16 protein-coding genes are annotated in these 15,196 nt (G+C 65.4%); 15 read left to right on the top strand and 1 reads right to left on the bottom strand.

What is annotated here, in order from left to right:
* Positions 1 to 27 precede the first annotated feature (27 nt).
* The 15 genes from FJY88_00235 (at position 28) to FJY88_00165 (ending at position 13,872) form a co-directional block, all read left to right on the top strand.
* A complete protein-coding gene (locus tag FJY88_00235) occupies positions 28 to 405 on the top strand; it encodes a hypothetical protein (GenBank protein MBM3285773.1) in 378 nt (125 codons plus the stop codon).
* 91 nt (positions 406 to 496) lie between these two features.
* Entirely contained in the window at positions 497 to 856 is a 360-nt protein-coding gene (locus FJY88_00230; protein ID MBM3285772.1) for a divalent-cation tolerance protein CutA, read from the top strand.
* Positions 853 to 1,668: an SAM-dependent chlorinase/fluorinase gene (locus tag FJY88_00225; GenBank protein ID MBM3285771.1), complete on the top strand. Its 816-nt coding sequence runs from the start codon at positions 853 to 855 to the stop codon at positions 1,666 to 1,668. The genes FJY88_00230 and FJY88_00225 overlap by 4 nt, the downstream gene beginning before the upstream one ends.
* A gap of 67 nt (positions 1,669 to 1,735) precedes the next feature.
* Positions 1,736 to 3,163, top strand: a complete 1,428-nt coding sequence (locus FJY88_00220; protein ID MBM3285770.1) for a hypothetical protein — start codon at positions 1,736 to 1,738, stop codon at positions 3,161 to 3,163.
* 392 nt (positions 3,164 to 3,555) lie between these two features.
* The gene (locus FJY88_00215) at positions 3,556 to 4,197 is read left to right on the top strand and encodes a hypothetical protein (protein ID MBM3285769.1); all 642 of its coding nucleotides are present in this window, start codon (positions 3,556 to 3,558) and stop codon (positions 4,195 to 4,197) included.
* A gap of 14 nt (positions 4,198 to 4,211) precedes the next feature.
* On the top strand, positions 4,212 to 5,177 hold the full coding sequence (locus tag FJY88_00210; protein MBM3285768.1) for a hypothetical protein: 966 nt from the start codon (positions 4,212 to 4,214) through the stop codon (positions 5,175 to 5,177).
* A gap of 19 nt (positions 5,178 to 5,196) precedes the next feature.
* On the top strand, positions 5,197 to 6,216 hold the full coding sequence (locus FJY88_00205) for a hypothetical protein (GenBank protein ID MBM3285767.1): 1,020 nt from the start codon (positions 5,197 to 5,199) through the stop codon (positions 6,214 to 6,216).
* Between the two features lie 32 nt (positions 6,217 to 6,248).
* A complete protein-coding gene (locus FJY88_00200; protein MBM3285766.1) occupies positions 6,249 to 8,099 on the top strand; it encodes a tetratricopeptide repeat protein in 1,851 nt (616 codons plus the stop codon).
* Positions 8,100 to 8,133: 34 nt separating this feature from the next.
* Positions 8,134 to 8,487, top strand: a complete 354-nt coding sequence (locus tag FJY88_00195) for an STAS domain-containing protein (GenBank protein MBM3285765.1) — start codon at positions 8,134 to 8,136, stop codon at positions 8,485 to 8,487.
* Between the two features lie 22 nt (positions 8,488 to 8,509).
* The gene (locus FJY88_00190) at positions 8,510 to 9,244 is read left to right on the top strand and encodes a MotA/TolQ/ExbB proton channel family protein (protein MBM3285764.1); all 735 of its coding nucleotides are present in this window, start codon (positions 8,510 to 8,512) and stop codon (positions 9,242 to 9,244) included.
* Positions 9,213 to 9,665 carry a biopolymer transporter ExbD gene (locus tag FJY88_00185; GenBank protein MBM3285763.1) on the top strand — a complete coding sequence of 151 codons (453 nt, stop codon included), beginning with the start codon at positions 9,213 to 9,215 and terminating at the stop codon, positions 9,663 to 9,665. The genes FJY88_00190 and FJY88_00185 overlap by 32 nt, the downstream gene beginning before the upstream one ends.
* A 3-nt stretch (positions 9,666 to 9,668) precedes the next feature.
* A complete protein-coding gene (locus FJY88_00180) occupies positions 9,669 to 10,157 on the top strand; it encodes a biopolymer transporter ExbD (protein MBM3285762.1) in 489 nt (162 codons plus the stop codon).
* Complete coding sequence (locus tag FJY88_00175) at positions 10,157 to 10,921, top strand: TonB family protein (protein MBM3285761.1); 765 nt, start codon at positions 10,157 to 10,159, stop codon at positions 10,919 to 10,921. The genes FJY88_00180 and FJY88_00175 overlap by 1 nt, the downstream gene beginning before the upstream one ends.
* An 87-nt stretch (positions 10,922 to 11,008) precedes the next feature.
* On the top strand, positions 11,009 to 13,144 hold the full coding sequence (locus FJY88_00170; GenBank protein ID MBM3285760.1) for a sodium-translocating pyrophosphatase: 2,136 nt from the start codon (positions 11,009 to 11,011) through the stop codon (positions 13,142 to 13,144).
* Between the two features lie 185 nt (positions 13,145 to 13,329).
* Entirely contained in the window at positions 13,330 to 13,872 is a 543-nt protein-coding gene (locus FJY88_00165) for a CvpA family protein (protein ID MBM3285759.1), read from the top strand.
* On the opposite strand, the gene FJY88_00160 is transcribed toward FJY88_00165, so the two are convergent.
* Entirely contained in the window at positions 13,829 to 15,154 is a 1,326-nt protein-coding gene (locus FJY88_00160; GenBank protein ID MBM3285758.1) for an AI-2E family transporter, read from the bottom strand. The genes FJY88_00165 and FJY88_00160 overlap by 44 nt on opposite strands.
* Positions 15,155 to 15,196: the final 42 nt, after the last annotated feature.

Here is a 15,196-nt window from a genome sequence, read left to right as displayed (position 1 = left end):
TTCCGCACGGAAGGAGGGAGAACTCTGATGAAGAACTGGTATCGTCAGTCATTCACGCTGGTCAATCCTGAGCAGGTCGCGGCGATGAAGTACCGCGGGTGCGCCACCCCCCGGGCGGTCATGAACTTCTGCGCCCGCCACAACGTTTCCCGCGTCTGGTGGAAGCCGCAGGACAGCCCCAAGAGGATCCTCATGGTGGACCTCTACAACTTCTGGAACTGCTGGTACGAGGCGTACGGGCAGAACCAGTACCAGGCCCGGCAGAGGCAGTGGCGCAAGCCGCAGCGCGCGGGTCAGGCGCCGCGTCCCATGCAGGGGGCGCGCGCGATGAGGAGCCGTCCGCAGAACGAGAAGCGCGTCTACGCATCGACCCGCGTGCGGCCCAAGTACCGTAAGGCCGCCTGAGCCTGCCCGATCCGTTCGAAGAAGGCGGCCCTGCCCGGCGCGGGGCCGCTTTCTTGACCTTCCCGGCCAACGAACCGTACCCTTGGCGGCCATGGGCCTCTCCCCGCAGGATCAGGACGAGGCGGTCGTCATACTCACCACCGTGGGGACGGACGCTGACGCGCGGGCGATCGCAGATGGCTTGCTCGATCTCCGCCTTGCCGCCTGCGTGAGCCTCGTTCCCGGCGCGCGCTCCCTCTATCGGTGGAAGGGAGAGAAGTTCGACGAGGCCGAGCTGATCCTGCTCGTCAAGACCCGCCGGGCTCTGGCTGAGCGCGTGCGGGACGTCATCGACCGCCTGCATCCCTACGAGGTTCCCGAGTTCCTCGTTCTGCCTGTGCTCTCGGGATCGACACCCTATCTGCAGTGGCTCTACGAGAGCACGGGCATCGACAGGGAGGTGGAGTCATGAAGCACGAGCCGAGCCGCGTCGTCACGCTTGCTACGGATTTTGGGACGAAGGACAGCTATGTCGGGACGATGAAGGGCGTCATCCACTCGATCTGCAAGGGCGCCGTGATCGTCGATCTCACGCATCAGATCGGCCATCAGGACCTGATGGAGGCCTCGTTCGTCCTGGAGAGCAGCTATCGGTTCTTTCCGCCGGGGACGGTGCACATGGTCGTCGTGGACCCCGGAGTAGGAACGAAGCGACGGGCCATCGTCGTCGACGTCCCCGATTGTCTTTTCGTCGGCCCGGACAACGGCGTCTTCTCGCGCATCTACTCGGCGCATGCAGAGCTCGAGGTCCGAGAGATCGCGCGGAGCGAGTTCAAGCTCCTGAGGACGAGCGACACCTTCCACGGCCGGGACGTCTTCGCTCCGGTCGCAGCCCATCTGGCGAACGGCGTCCGGCCCGCCGATCTGGGACCGATCGTCCGCGACCCGGTTCGATGCGAGCCGCGGCGCCCCGCGGTCTGGCAGGATCAGATCAGCGGAGAAGTGATCTACATCGACAGCTTCGGCAATCTCGTGACCAACATCACACGCGAGGTCTTCGACGCTGTGACCGCGGGCAGGACGTTCCGCGTCACCACGAACGGAAAGGCCATCGAGTCGATCTCGCGGTCGTATGAGGATGTTCCCAGGGGGAAGGCCCTGGCGATTTTCGGAAGCATGCAGCTGCTCGAGATCGCGATCCACGGCGGGCGCGCGGACCGGCAGATGGGCGCCGGCAAGGGGGATCTGGTCCAGGTGCTGGCCGGGCAGGGGCTTCCGGACTGAGGGCGAAGACCGCGCTCCACGACTCGGCTGACGCCGAGGCGCCCGCATCTGCTTGAGCCCCCGCGCGATGGGCTGTATACTGAGAGTGTCTGGGGATGGCCGCAGGACGACCACCATCATAAGGGGAAGCTCAATGATCCGACGGCTCGGCCTTCTGATCGTCGCGTGCGCCTGCATTCCGGGGGCGGGCCTGGCTTACAACGCCTACTTCGCCAGCATGCACGGGCACACATCGCTCTCGGACGGCACAGGGACTCCTGCCGAAGCCTACGCATATGCCAGGGATGTAGCGAACATCGACGTCCTGGCCCTCACCGAGCACACCCACATGCTGACCCAGTACGAGTGGACGAACCTCCTCTCCACGGCGGCCAGTTTCACAGAGGACGGAGTCTTCGTCGCCTTCGGCGCGCAGGAGTTCGGTAACCTGAACGACTTCGGCCACATGAACATCTTCGACTGCCTCTATCGAAACCCCAACCCCACGGACAACCTGCTGGCGACTTACTCCTTCATCAGAGACACCGGCGCCTTCGGCGTCTTCAATCATCCCAACCCTCAGTACGGCACCAACTTCAACAACCTGGCGTTCTATGCAGGGTATGTGAACCAGATGATCGGTATCGAGGTTCGCAATGGGCTCAGGATTGACGACTACGAGACCCAGTACATCCAGGCCTTGGACAACGGCTGGCACCTGGCTCCCTTCGCCAACCAGGACAACCACGACGGCCACTGGGGGGATCAGCCGAACCCGAGCATGGGAGGCGACATATACCTGACCGGGATTCTCGCGGACGAGCTGACGGCGGGGGCGGTCTTGAGCGCCCTGCGCAGCAGGCGTGTCTACGCTATGGAGGTCAACCCTCCGACCGACAGGATCGCCCTCGAGTTCTACGCGAACGGGCAGATCATGGGTCAGGAGGTCGTCTCGGGCGCCCATCTCACCTTGACGGGGAGCGCCGTCGCCCTCAACGGGTCGGGCCTCTTCGTCCGCGCGGAGCTCTATGAAGACGGGGTGGTCGTGGCCGACCATCTGGAAGTCGCAACCACGATCTCCTGGGTCTTCGACCGCGGACTGGCCGACGGGGAGAGCCACTACTACTTCGTGCGGGTGAGCCAGGTCGATGGCGACAAGACCTGGTCCGCCCCGGTCTGGGTCACAGCCGATGTCGATCCGGCATCGACGGAGGACAACGGCGAGGGATCTGTAGCGCGCCTCTTGCCCTGCTTCCCGAATCCGTTTGATGAGTCCACGACCGTCCGTTTCCAGGTGCCGGGAGGCTCCCCTCAGGCGGCATCGATCGCGGTGCTCGATCTCCAGGGCAGGCTCGTCCGGGAGATGCCGGCGAGGGAGTACTCCGCAGGCTTCCATCAGTGGGCCTGGGACGGACGGGACGAGGGGGGAAGCGCCTGCCCCTCGGGGCTCTACTTCGTCGAGTTGCGTCTGGACGGCTCCCGCGCGGAAACCGGAAGGGTCGTGCTGAGCCGGTAGACCCGGGGCTCCGGCCCCCTCCACTCCACGCCCAAGGCAATTTCCTCTTGTGTTGACGGTGCCCGGACCGTGAGACTGATGGTGCCGGGAGGGGGGTGTAATGGGTGCGGAAGCGGGATCTCGGACCGCCGGGACTGCTTTGGGAGAGAAGGCGGTTAGCCAGCCAGTCGCGTCTTCCCTCAGAGACCTGCGCCTCAATGAGAAGCAGACCGCACGAGAGTCAGAAGTCTCCCTTCCCCGCGCCGGACCGACCCCCGGCCCGCGGGTTTGGCGTCTGCTCAGCGCAGGCGCCAAGGTGCCGGGTCGGGTCGGGGCTCTTCCCTGGCCCGACTGCCGTAGACCAGCATTAGAGAGAGCACGCCGGAAGGCGCGGCCCATGGAGGATCAGAGCGATGCCATCGCGCTTTTCCAGGGGTAGCGAAGATCTGTGGGGAGACGAGAAGCCAGGCAACCCGATCTTCAAGGCGATCTTCGCCCGGAGCTGGTTCCTGGTGGTTCCGCTCATCGCGATGTGGTGGTTCGAGGCCAGGAAGATCGATCCCATGGCCAAGCAGATCGATGCCAAGATCGCCGAGCATCGTCAGGGAATCGAAGTGACGCGCACAAGCTCGCTCGCGGCGGCCCGCAAGATGGGAGTGCGGATATCGCTGCTGCGGGCGGTCGGAGACACCTTCCAAGTGCGTTTCGCTCAGATGGGCGATCTCCTTGACAGCCTTCGGGTGCTCGAGGGCCAGGAGCGGACGGAGATCCGGATGCTCGAAGCCCAGGCCGAGTCGCTCCGCGCGGTCTTCTCGGAGGCGCAAGGCAAGATGGGCGTCTTTTCGGATCGGCTGTCGGTTTTGCAGGCCCGAGTCGATTCGCTCAGGACCTTGATCGCAGAAAGAGGCGATGAGACTGCCCGGCTCGAGACGGAGATCTCAACAGACAAGGACCTCGCCGATCGGATTCTCCGGCCGGATGCTTACAGGAAGAACAGCGCGCTCGTCACCGGTTCGGGGGACTTCCCCAATCGAGACGACCTGCCGAAGCGGTGAGGGAGGAAGGGAACATGCCACTCGACGAACTCCCCAAGCCCGAACTCAAGCTCCGGAAGAAGCATCTCTGGCATCTCCTCGACCTCGCGATCATCGTGCTTCTGTTCGCGGTCGCGGGTCGCATCTTCATGAGCACCAGGGGGGAAGCTGTCGCGCAGCGCAAGGAAGTCGAGCGGTCCGCCGCGGAGGCGGAGGGGGTCCGTCTCCTGCAGCAGGCCGACTCGGTTGTCGCGGCGGCCTCTGTCAACCTCCAGGGGATGCTCGCCGACAGCGTCAAGTCCTACGTGGACCTTATGCGGCTCCGTGACGAGTTCGAGTCAGGGCTCGTCCGCAGCCAGGCCCTCGGGGCCCAGATCTTCCCGCTCTCCGAAAACGTCCTGGCGATGAAGGAACGGACCCAGGAGGCCGTCACCCAGGTTGTTAAGTATGAAACGGAGCTGAGAACTCGCGAAGAGGAGATCGAGTCGCTTCGGGAGCAGAGCGATGAGGCGCTTGCGAAGCTGGAGCGGACCCGCGCCGAGCGGGAGAGAACGGCCCAGGCGCTCTACGAGGCGCGCCGGGCGGAAGCATATGACCCCAAGGGGACGTTCCCGGCGAGGACAGGCTTCGCGGTGCGGCGTGACGTCGGGGAGGATCTGGACTTGACCAACCTCGAGCTGCAGCACGTTCTCTGGAACCCCGCGGGAACCGATGTCGGCCTCTCCCTCGGCTGGGGTCTCGACTCCCGCGAGAAGTCCTCCAACAAGGAGGTTGGCCTCCTTCTCTCGCGGCCCCTTGTGCATCGGCGGCTGGGACTGGACCTCGGGGCCGGCTATTCCGTGCTCACCGAGAGCGGGGGCGAGGATGACCCGGGCGCCTACGCGGCCGCCGGGTTGCGCGTCTCGCCCTTCTATACGCAGCGGCTGCACATCGGCGTCGGTGCGAGGGCAGCGCATGGCGACGTGCTGCCTTTCCTCGGGGTCACGATAGGCAGGCGCTAGCCTCGGGAAGGGAAGCGACATGCCCAGGCAGCCCATGGCCGCGCGGCCGGCGGCCGGAGATGACGGCGGATTCCCCGGGAATCTTCTGCGCAGGCGGTGGATGCTCTATGTCGCCGTCCTGGTTGTCCTGGTGCTGGCGCGCGCCATTCCGGGCCTCTGGCCGGAGACCCGCGTCTTGCCGCGGGCGGAGAAGACCGAGAAGATCCTCACGCTCACCGGGCTCGATCTGGCGCCCTCGCTCATCCCACGGCTCGCCGAGGAGTACCGGCGGCTATATCCGGAGGTCGCCTTCCGGCTCAATCGAGGGGGCACAAGGCATGCGCTCGAGGATCTGCTGAACCTGCGGGCCGATGTCGCATTCCTCGGGCGGCTTCCGACCGACGACGAGGAGGCCGTGGTGCGCTCGGTCGTCGACACGACATGGAGCTTCCCGATCGCCCTCGGCGGGATCGCGATCCTCGTTCCGGAGTCTGCGACCATCGACTCCTTGCATGTTGACGAGCTGCGCGCGCTCCTCGCCGGCGGGACCCTGCCTGAACGGTTCGTGTCCGCCGCGTTTTGCGCCTACGCGGACGGGCGGCCGCATATCTACGCGCCAGACCCCAATCTCGGGCTGTGGACCGCGCTCGTCGGGCAGATCGGTTTGCCTGACACCGCTGGAGCGAGCGTCTTCTGGTGCGAGGATGATGCCTCGGTTGCCGCCGCGGTTGGGCGGGATGCGTGCGCCATGGGCATCGCAAGCACGCTGGCCGTCTCCTCGGAGAGCAGGCCTCGAGGGCTCAAGGCCGTCCGCCTCGCGGGCGAAGCCCGTCCCGGCGCGATGCCGAGCGACATGGCGCTTGCGGCCGGCGACTACCCGTTGTTTCATTACCTCTACATTGCCTGTCGACCGGACTGCGGCGCGGCGGTTTCCGGCTTCGTCTCCTTCCTCTTCAGCGGGAGGGGACAGAGACTTGTTGCGCGGGAGGGGTTCTTGCCGGCGAGGGACATGCCGCGAGAGATACAACTGACGAGCCGACCGGTCGGGAAGATCGGTTGAGGAGATGGAAGACAGGAAGAAAGGGAGTCTGCATGCCGGGAATGGAACTCAATAGGCGCGGCGGCGCGCCCTCGTGGCTCGCGCTCGCGATGACCCTCCTCCTCATGGGGGCCCTGGCCCTCGCTGCCCATGCCGGGAAGAAGGGGTATCGGTATGAGGACGATCCGGTCCGCCTGGGTGTCAAGGCGGTGGAGGAGGGGAGGCTCGACGATGCGAAGGCTCACTTCAACGAGGCCATCGCCAACGAGCATCAGATCCACCGTGCCCACCTCGGCCTGGCCGACATCCTTCACCTTCAGGCTGCCTTCGTGGAGGCCGAGCCCCTCTACCGGCAGGCGATAACAGAGAAAAACCAAGAGACCGGCAATCCGGAGTTCCCGGAAGCCCATGCGGGACTCGGCTTCGTCTTGATCCGGCTGCAGCGCTTCGCCGAAGCCAAGCAGGAGTTCGAGCAGGCGCTCGTCGAGAAGAAGGGGCTCTGGGAGGCTCAGTATGGAATGGCCCGCATCGCCATCGAGGACGGGAAGTATGACGAGGCCGCCAAGTTCCTCGAGGACGGTGCCAGGAAGAGGGGATTGAAGGAGAGAGAGGATCTCTATCGCCACGGCATGGCGCTCGTCCAGTACGCGCAGGGCGATCTGCCGGGAGCGGAGAAGAACGCCCTGGCGGCCCTCGCCATCAACCCGAACGATCCCGACTACGGGACGCTCGTTGCGGAGATCTACACCAAGCGGGGGGCGCCGACACTGGCGATCGACGCCTACGAGAAGGCGCTCGCCACGCCTGGACTTACGGTGACGGCGCCGGTCCACCACCGGCTGGGAGTCCTCTATCAACGGGAGCAGCGCTACAACGACGCCCTGGAGCAGTACAGGCAGGCCGTCCGGATGGACTCGACCTATGCCCCCGCCGTCAAGGACATGGGCGGCCTCTATGCGCTTGCCAACCGGAATGAGGAGGCGGCCACCGCCTATCTGGCCTTCACGGGATTGAGGCCAGACGACTGGGAGGGGTTCCTCGGGCTGTCGGAGGCGTGCTTGAAGACGAAGCGAAACCGACAGGCGCTCGACGCGGCCCGGCAGGCCTTCGTGATCGACAGCCTCAATGCGGACATCCGCGTCCAGCTCGCCCGCAGCGAGTTCATCAACCAGGACAGGAAACGCGCCGGCCGCCTCTACGGATCCGTCACGGACTCGACAAAGTTCGAGGCAGCGGATCATGTTCGGATGGGTCAGATCCGGCTGGACGCCAAGGAGTTCGAAGCCGCCAGGGGCAGCCTCCTGCGCGCCCTCGAGATGGACTCGACGCAGGCCGACGCCTTCTTCGCGCTGGGGCTGCTCAATCTGACGCAGGGGAAGCCGGACTCGGCCATCGCGCTCTTCGAGAAGTCGGTGGGTCTCGCGCCGGGTAACGCGGGAGCTCAGGTGAACCTCGGCATCGCCTACATGCAGGCCAAGAGGAGCGCCGATGCGATCCGGACCCTCCGGGCGGCGGTCGCGCTGGCTCCGGACTATGTCCCCGCGCGCAACTACCTGGCCAACGCCCTAGTGGGGGCCGACTCCCTGGGCGCGGCGGTGCTCGAGTACAAGGCGATCCGGGAAAGGGACCCGCAAAACGCCATGGCCCTTCGGGGACTTGGTTTCTGCTACATTAAGCGGCGGGATTACGGTCAGGCCGCCTCCGTGCTGGATGAGGCCACCACCGTCGATCCCAACAGCGCCGACGGCTGGGCGATGCTGGGACAGGCTCGGGCACTGCAAGGGTCGACCGACCAAGCCGTGGCGGCGTTGCAGAAGGCGTTGGCGATCAATCCGGCCCACGTGTCGGCCAAGGCGGCCCTGGACGCCCTGCAGGGGGCCAAGAAGGGATCGGCCGGAAAGTAGTGGGGCGATGTGTGTGTGACCGTAGGGGGAACCGATGAGCTTAGAGAAGGACAAGAGGGGCGATGTCAATGTGCTTGCGCCGCACAAGGATTTGAGCGGCGGCGAAGAGACGCGTGAGCTGGAGCGCGCGATCCAGGGCGTGATCGCCGAGGGCGTGCCCAAGGTGGTCGTGGATCTCGGGCGCGTGTCCTACATCAATAGCGCTGGCCTGGGAACCCTGGTAGCCCTGCACACGAGCTGCCGCAATCGCCAGGGGTATCTGCGGCTTTCGCGCATCGGCAAGCGGATCAAGAATCTGTTCCTGATCACGAAGCTCAACTTCGTATTCGAGACGTTCGACAGTGTGGAGGAAGCGCTCGCGGGGGTCAACCGGAGCGATCAGTCGTAGGGAGTGTCAACGGAGGACTGAAATGAAAGGTTATGTGTTCGTCCCGATCCTTGTGGGGGCTGCGCTGGTCTCCTGGGCGATCTACCAGTACATGCTTCCCGAATTCATCAAGCTTGGAGGTCCGATCGTTCCGCTTCTGATGACCATCTCAATCATCTGTGTTACATTCATCATCGAGAGGATGATCACGCTGAAGCGGGCGCAGGGTCGCGGAGACGTAGCTCACTTCACCCGCGCGCTCCGCAAGAGCCTCGATGGGCGAGCCATCCCCGATGCGATCACCGTCTGCAAGAAGCAGGGAGGCTGCCTGGCGAATGTCGTGGGCGCCGGGCTGGAACGCTACGACATGCTCCAGGGGTCCGACCTCCCGAAGGACGAGATCATCGAGGAGACGAAGCGAGCGATCGAGGAAGCGAACGCGCTCGAGACCCCGCTTCTCGAACGGAACCTGATCGCCCTTTCCACCATCGCCTCGATTGCGACGATGATCGGGTTGCTCGGCACGACGGTTGGCATGATTCGCTCCTTCAAGGCCATGGGGCACGCGGGGGCGCCGGACGCCATCCAGCTTGCCATCGGGATTTCCGAAGCGCTCATCAACACTGCCGGCGGTCTCGGTCTGGCGATTGTCGGGATCGTTGGCTACAACTACTTCACGAATCGGGTCGACTCTTTCAACTACCTGATGGATGAGACGACGTACGAGGTCGTTCAGCTCTTGATGCATGACAAGGGGCAGACTCGTGGCAAGCCCTAAGAAAAGGGTCTCGATCCGCATCGACATGACGCCCATGGTCGACATCGCGTTCCTGCTCTTGATCTTCTTCATGGCGACGACGCAGTTCAAGCCGCCGGAGGAAGTTGCTGTCGATCTGCCGGCCTCCACGTCGAATCTGAAGACGCCCGAGACCGGGATCATCGTGATCACGGTCAACAAGGCGGGAAGGATCTTCATCGGCGATGAGTCGGGGGCCGCGGCCGCGGTTCCTCGCGAGGAGCTGCAGCAGGCGATCGTCACCATGCGGAGCCGGCGTCCCGGAGCGCGCATCATCGTCAAGGGGGACAAGCAATCGGAGTACGGGTACGTGGCTGACATCATGGACGCTTTGCAGAATACGAATTCCTATCGGTTCAATCTGATGACAGATCTGAGGACGCCAGAAGAGAGGGGGAAATAGGCCGTGGGCGGCGACGTTGCCGAAAGCAGTAGAGGCGCGAAGCAGAGCGGGCTGCGGCGGCCCAAGCGCCGTGTCGCCATTCGGATCGACATGACGCCCATGGTCGACATCGCGTTCCTGCTCTTGATCTTCTTCATGGTGACGACCGTCTTTCGCAAGCCGCAGGCCATGGAGGTGAACCTGCCCCCCGCCGGGGCGAAGGTGGAAGTTCCGGAGTCGAACGTTCTGACCCTCTTCGTGGGGAAAGACCTCCGCTACTTCTACAAGCTCGCGACCGGCCCAATGATCTCGACCAGGCTGCCGGACCTGGGTCAGCTCTTCACCGACAATGTGCGCCTGAATCCTGAGCTGATCGTCCTCGTGAAGCTCGATCGCCTGGCCAAGTACGAGACGATGGTCGACATCATGGATGAGCTGGAGATCGCCGAGATGTCCCGCTTCAGCCTCATACCCATGACGGAAGAGGAAGCCCGGCAGCTGGAGGCCCTGTGATGACAACCCAAAAGAGTGCGGCCAGCCCGCTCGACTTCTCTTTCGCCGAGCGCCTCCCCGTCGTAGGGGAGATGCATCCGCTGCGGCGGCGCTACCAGCGCTTCCTCTACTGGTCGATCGGCGTCGCTTCCGCAGTTCATCTGCTCATTTTCGGCGCCTGGCTGGTCGCGCGGAGCATGGAGAAGGAAGTCGAGCGTCCCCGTGAGGTTCAGATCGTGAGCTACAGGGAGCTCGGTGTTCCCCCGTCCCTCGCGCAGGAGACGGCGGCGAGCGCTCAGGTGGCCATCGCCCAGCAGATCGCGCCGCCCTCTCTGGGCGTTCCGGAGCCTGTGCCGGACTTCCAGGCGACCACCTCCACGATTGCCACGCAGGAGCAGCTAGCGGAGGCATTCGTGCCCACGACCCTCTCCTCCCTCGACGGCGCGGGGGGCGACTCCTTGGTTGTGATCCCGGACGCGGTGACCAGCGACAACCCCTCACCTGACGAGTTCGTGGCGGTCGAAGAGATGCCCGTGCTGATCCAGATCCCTCCTCCCATCTATCCGGATATGGCGCGCCAGGCCGAGGTCGAAGGAACCGTGATGGTGCGAGCGCTCGTGGGAAAGGACGGCAAGGTGGCGGACGCCTTCGTGACCGATGGCGTCCCCATGCTCAATGATGCTGCCGTTGCCGCGGCGAGGAAGGCGGTCTTCAAGCCCGCCCTCCAGCAGCACAAGCCGGTCGCCGTCTGGGTCCAGATCCCGATGCGCTTCTCGCTGAACTAGGCGCGCTAGCGTGCCTTCTCGACACTGGCAGACAACGCCGCTCTTCCAGGGATGGGAGAGCGGTTCACGTGATAGGGGGATACCTGCATGAGCTTGGTGTGGTTGGTCCCGGTCTCGGGCCTCTGCAGTCTGGTCCTGGCGGCCTACCTGATCTGGCGCGTCCTCAGGCTCGACGAGGGCCCCCCGGAGATGCGCGCGGTCGCCCGGTCGATCCAGGAGGGAGCCACCGCGTTCCTGACCAGGCAGTACAGCACGATCGTGGCGCTCACCATCCTGGCGGCGATCACCGTGACGCTTCTCGTGACCTTCTTCGAGAAGACGTCGGAGACGGGAGTCGTCGGCTGGGATCTTGGGTGGCGCACGGGGCTCGCTTTTCTCGTGGGGGCCGCGGCGAGCATGATCAGCGGCGTGATCGGGATGTGGGTAGCGGTCAAGAGCAACAGCCGTGTCGCGAACGCCGCCAGGGGCGGACTCGGACCCGCCTTGAAGGTCGCCCTGAGGGGCGGGGCGGTCAGCGGCCTTCTGGTCGTCGGCCTATCGCTGATGTCTGTCTACCTCATGGTGCTGGCCTACGGCGGCATGAATCCCCAAGGATACGCGCACGCTCCCTTCCTGGTTGTCGGGATGGGGTTCGGCGCGAGCTTCGTGGCGCTCTTCGCGCAGCTTGGAGGGGGAATCTACACCAAGGCGGCCGATGTGGGAGCCGATCTGGTAGGGAAGGTCGAGGCGGGGATCCCGGAGGACGACCCGCGCAACGCAGGGGTTGTCGCCGACCTGGTCGGCGATAACGTGGGCGATTGCGCAGGCCGAGGCGCCGACCTGTTCGAATCGACGGTGGCTGAGAACATCGGCGCCATGATCCTGGGAGTGGGCCTTGCGGTCGTGACCGGCCGTCCCGAATGGATCTTCTTCCCCCTCGTGGTGCGCGCCGCCGGGTTGATCGCCAGCGCGGTCGGCATCCTCCTGACCGAGCACCGTGGCAAGGAGGCGCCGATGACGCCCCTCTTCCGCGGCTACATGATCTCCGTCGTTCTCTCCATCGCGGGGCTCTACTGGATCGTACGCGAGCTGCTTGGAAGCAACTGGTTCTTCCTGGCCGGCCTGATCGGCCTTGCGACGAGCGTGGCGTTCGTTCTCATCACGATGTACTACACCGAAGGGCGCTGGCGTCCGGTCCGGAGCATCGGGCAGGCGTCGCTGCGAGGGGTCGGCCCTAACATCATCACGGGCCTCGCCGTAGGGCTGGAGAATACGGCGATGCCGGTTCTCGTGATCGTCGCCGCCATCATGGGCTCGTACGCCTGCGGTCGCGAGGCTGCCGACGCCCTCGGGGTCGCGCAGTCGACGGCGGGAATCTTCGGCACGGCCGTTGCGACGATGGGGATGCTGATGACCTGCGCCTACATTCTGGCGATGGACACCTTCGGCCCGATCGTGGACAACGCGGGGGGCATCGCCGAGATGTCGAACGCCTCGCCGGATGTCCGGCGGGGAACCGACGCTCTCGACGCTGCGGGGAACACGACCAAGGCTCTCACGAAAGGGTACGCGATCGGTTCGGCGGCCCTCGCCGCCTTCCTGCTCTTCAGCGCCTACATCGACAAGGTCAGACTGGTGCAGAAGGAGGCCGGGTTGCCGCAGCTCGCACACGTCGACCTCGGCAAAGTGGAGGTCTTCTCCGGGGCGCTCGTGGGGATCATGCTGATCTTCTTCTTCAGCGCCCTGGCGATCCGGGCGGTAAGCAAGGTCGCGGAGAAGGTGATCGAGGAGGTACGGAGGCAGTTTCGCGAGATCCCCGGGTTGCTCGAAGGAACCGGCAAGGCCGAGTACGGCAAGTGCGTCGACATCACGGCTCGGGGCTCTCTCAAGGCGATGGTCCTGCCGGGGATCGTCGCGGTGGCCAGCCCTGTCATTGTGGGGCTTGTCCTCCGCGCTGAGGCTGTGGCCGCCCTGTTGATGTGCGGAACCATGGCCGGGATCGTCCTCGCGACGGTGTTCAACAACGGCGGAGGCGCCTGGGACAACGCCAAGAAGATGATCGAGGCGGGGCATCTCGCCGACGATGCCGGCCATGTCCACGGGAAGAAGTCGGAGGCCCACCGGGCGGCGGTCGTCGGCGACACGGTTGGCGACCCGCTCAAGGACACGGCCGGCCCGTCCCTTCACGTCGTGATCAAGCTCCTGTCCACTGTCACTCTGGTTCTGGCGGCGCTCTTCGTATAGCGAAGGGCATCTGCCGCGGATCGAGAGGAAGGCCGGGCGCGATCGCCCGGCCTTCCTGCTTGGTGGCCGCGCTTGCAAGCCTTCCGGCCCGTCGGGCCGTTTCCATGAGTCTCTGATCTTGTGTCGGGCGAGACGGGGGTCTACATTCGGCCCACGCCGCGCGCCTCACGGCGGAGGAGTGGTCCATGGTAGGGGTCACCGATCTGGGTCTCGTCATCCTTGTCGTGCTGAGCCTCGTCGCGGGCTTTCGCAACGGCTTCGTCGAATCGCTCTTTTCCCTGGCCGCCTGGCTGGGGGGCGTCCTTCTCGGAGTGCACCTGGCGCATCCGGTGCTGAGCCGCCTTCCGGCGACGATCCAGCGTGTCCCCGGGGTCGTGATCGTGACGGGGGTGCTTGTGGGGCTTCTGGCCTTCGCACTGCTCCGACTCCTCGGGGCGGCCGCGGGGGGTCAGGGGGGCAAGGACAGGGGCGCGGGGGATCGGTGGTTGGGCGGCCTTCTCGGGCTCGCTCGGGGACTCTTCCTTTCCGCGGCGATCGCCTCCTTCCTCGTGGCCTATCTGCCTCCCGAGGGAAAGCTGATGCGCGAGACGCGCGTCATTCCCCTGCTGGGACCGGCTGGGGCGGTCGTGTCAGGTCTCGCGCCGGCGCCCCTGCGGCTCAAGATGGAGCAGGGGTGGATCCGAGTCATGGAGCGCCGGGCGACGGACGAGGAGGCGATTCCAACCTAGCAGGCGGCGACTGCGGCGAGTCGGATCGCGCGCTGTTGCGCGCGGCGCGGCGCCGCAGCATACCCCGCGCGAAGGCGGCCGCGGGCACCGCGAGAATCAGTCCCACGGGGCCGAGGAGCGCTCCGCAGACCAGGACCGAGAGCAAGATGATCACGGGATTGAGGCCGACGGCGCGACCCACGATCCGGGGGGTCAGCACCTGAGCCTCGAGCACCTGCCCGAGGGAGAGAACGATCGCCAGTCGGAAGAGCATTGGGCCCGGCTCGCCGCTCAGGATGGCGGCGGCGGCGCACAGGACGGCGCTCGTCCAGAATCCGATGACCGGGACGAGGTTCAAGAGACCGGCAAGCGCTCCGAGGACCACCGCGTACGGGAGGCGGATGAGGAGGAAGCCGGCGGTGAGCAGGAGCGTGATGCAGAACGCCACGAGGACCTGTCCCCTGAAGTAGGAGCTGACCGTCTGCTCGAAGAGGGTCATGACCTCCGAAGCCCAGGCCCGTCTCTGCTCGGGAAGGAGCGAGGGGAGCCAGATCCGGATCCGGTCGAAGTCGACCAGGAGGTAGTAGGTCAGAATCGGCGCGAGGACAAGCATGCCGAGGAATCCGACGAACGCGCCGATACCCCGACCCAGACCGGAAGCTCCGCCCCACAGTCCGCGCAGGATCGTCTCGATGTGAGCCCCCGCCGGAACCAGGAGCTCCTTCCACCTCGCGGCTCCCTGAGAGGGGATCACCGTCTCGACCCAGGGCCGGAGCCTCTCGTAGAGCGAGTCGTAGATGCGAGGAATGGCCGCGATCAGGAGACCGAGCTGCTCGATCAGAAGGGGAAGCGCGAAGACGACGAAGAGGAGCCCCACGACCATGGCCGGGAGCAGGGCGATCAGCGAGCCGAGGCTCCGCTTGACGCGGCGGCGCTCCAGTCGATCTACGATCGGATCGAGCCAGTAGGCGATCAAGAGTCCGGCGAGTAGGGGATAGACAACCATGCGGGCCTTGTGGAGAATCCAGATCACGGCCAGGAGCGCGAGGAGCCAGAGCAGGGCGCGCGCCCAAGCCTGTCGGCGCTGCGGCCACAGCAGAGTCGCGGCGGCCACGATCGGGATGAGCATCCCGATCGCGCGGTAGAGCGACCAGATGATGAGGGCGAGGACGCCCGCAAGCAGCGCGCCGAGAAGCGGGTGGATCCCGGTCGTCAGGCCTTCGTTGGCATCTGTGGAGGGGTTGCGACTTGTCATTCCACTTGGTCCAGACGCGGATTGAGATTCAGCTGGCCTCCAAGCCATGGCCCGAGGCCCAGGGGCTGGTCCTCCCCACGAACGACTACC

Source organism: Candidatus Eisenbacteria bacterium (assembly GCA_016867495.1).
Classification (GTDB): Bacteria; Eisenbacteria; RBG-16-71-46; order CAIMUX01; family VGJL01; genus VGJL01.
This window is presented reverse-complemented; position numbering and strand designations above follow the sequence as displayed.

What these genes read in the sequence shown, in the direction of transcription:
- FJY88_00235 (MBM3285773.1), top strand. Translation starts at nt 28, where the DNA reads ATGAAGAACTGGTATCGTCAGTCATTCACGCTGGTCAATCCTGAGCAG.
- FJY88_00230 (MBM3285772.1), top strand. Translation starts at nt 497, where the DNA reads ATGGGCCTCTCCCCGCAGGATCAGGACGAGGCGGTCGTCATACTCACC.
- FJY88_00225 (MBM3285771.1), top strand. Translation starts at nt 853, where the DNA reads ATGAAGCACGAGCCGAGCCGCGTCGTCACGCTTGCTACGGATTTTGGG.
- FJY88_00220 (MBM3285770.1), top strand. Translation starts at nt 1,736, where the DNA reads ATGGGCTGTATACTGAGAGTGTCTGGGGATGGCCGCAGGACGACCACC.
- FJY88_00215 (MBM3285769.1), top strand. Translation starts at nt 3,556, where the DNA reads ATGCCATCGCGCTTTTCCAGGGGTAGCGAAGATCTGTGGGGAGACGAG.
- FJY88_00210 (MBM3285768.1), top strand. Translation starts at nt 4,212, where the DNA reads ATGCCACTCGACGAACTCCCCAAGCCCGAACTCAAGCTCCGGAAGAAG.
- FJY88_00205 (MBM3285767.1), top strand. Translation starts at nt 5,197, where the DNA reads ATGCCCAGGCAGCCCATGGCCGCGCGGCCGGCGGCCGGAGATGACGGC.
- FJY88_00200 (MBM3285766.1), top strand. Translation starts at nt 6,249, where the DNA reads ATGCCGGGAATGGAACTCAATAGGCGCGGCGGCGCGCCCTCGTGGCTC.
- FJY88_00195 (MBM3285765.1), top strand. Translation starts at nt 8,134, where the DNA reads ATGAGCTTAGAGAAGGACAAGAGGGGCGATGTCAATGTGCTTGCGCCG.
- FJY88_00190 (MBM3285764.1), top strand. Translation starts at nt 8,510, where the DNA reads ATGAAAGGTTATGTGTTCGTCCCGATCCTTGTGGGGGCTGCGCTGGTC.
- FJY88_00185 (MBM3285763.1), top strand. Translation starts at nt 9,213, where the DNA reads ATGACAAGGGGCAGACTCGTGGCAAGCCCTAAGAAAAGGGTCTCGATC.
- FJY88_00175 (MBM3285761.1), top strand. Translation starts at nt 10,157, where the DNA reads ATGACAACCCAAAAGAGTGCGGCCAGCCCGCTCGACTTCTCTTTCGCC.
- FJY88_00170 (MBM3285760.1), top strand. Translation starts at nt 11,009, where the DNA reads ATGAGCTTGGTGTGGTTGGTCCCGGTCTCGGGCCTCTGCAGTCTGGTC.
- FJY88_00165 (MBM3285759.1), top strand. Translation starts at nt 13,330, where the DNA reads ATGGTAGGGGTCACCGATCTGGGTCTCGTCATCCTTGTCGTGCTGAGC.
- FJY88_00160 (MBM3285758.1), bottom strand. Translation starts at nt 15,154, where the DNA reads ATGGCTTGGAGGCCAGCTGAATCTCAATCCGCGTCTGGACCAAGTGGA.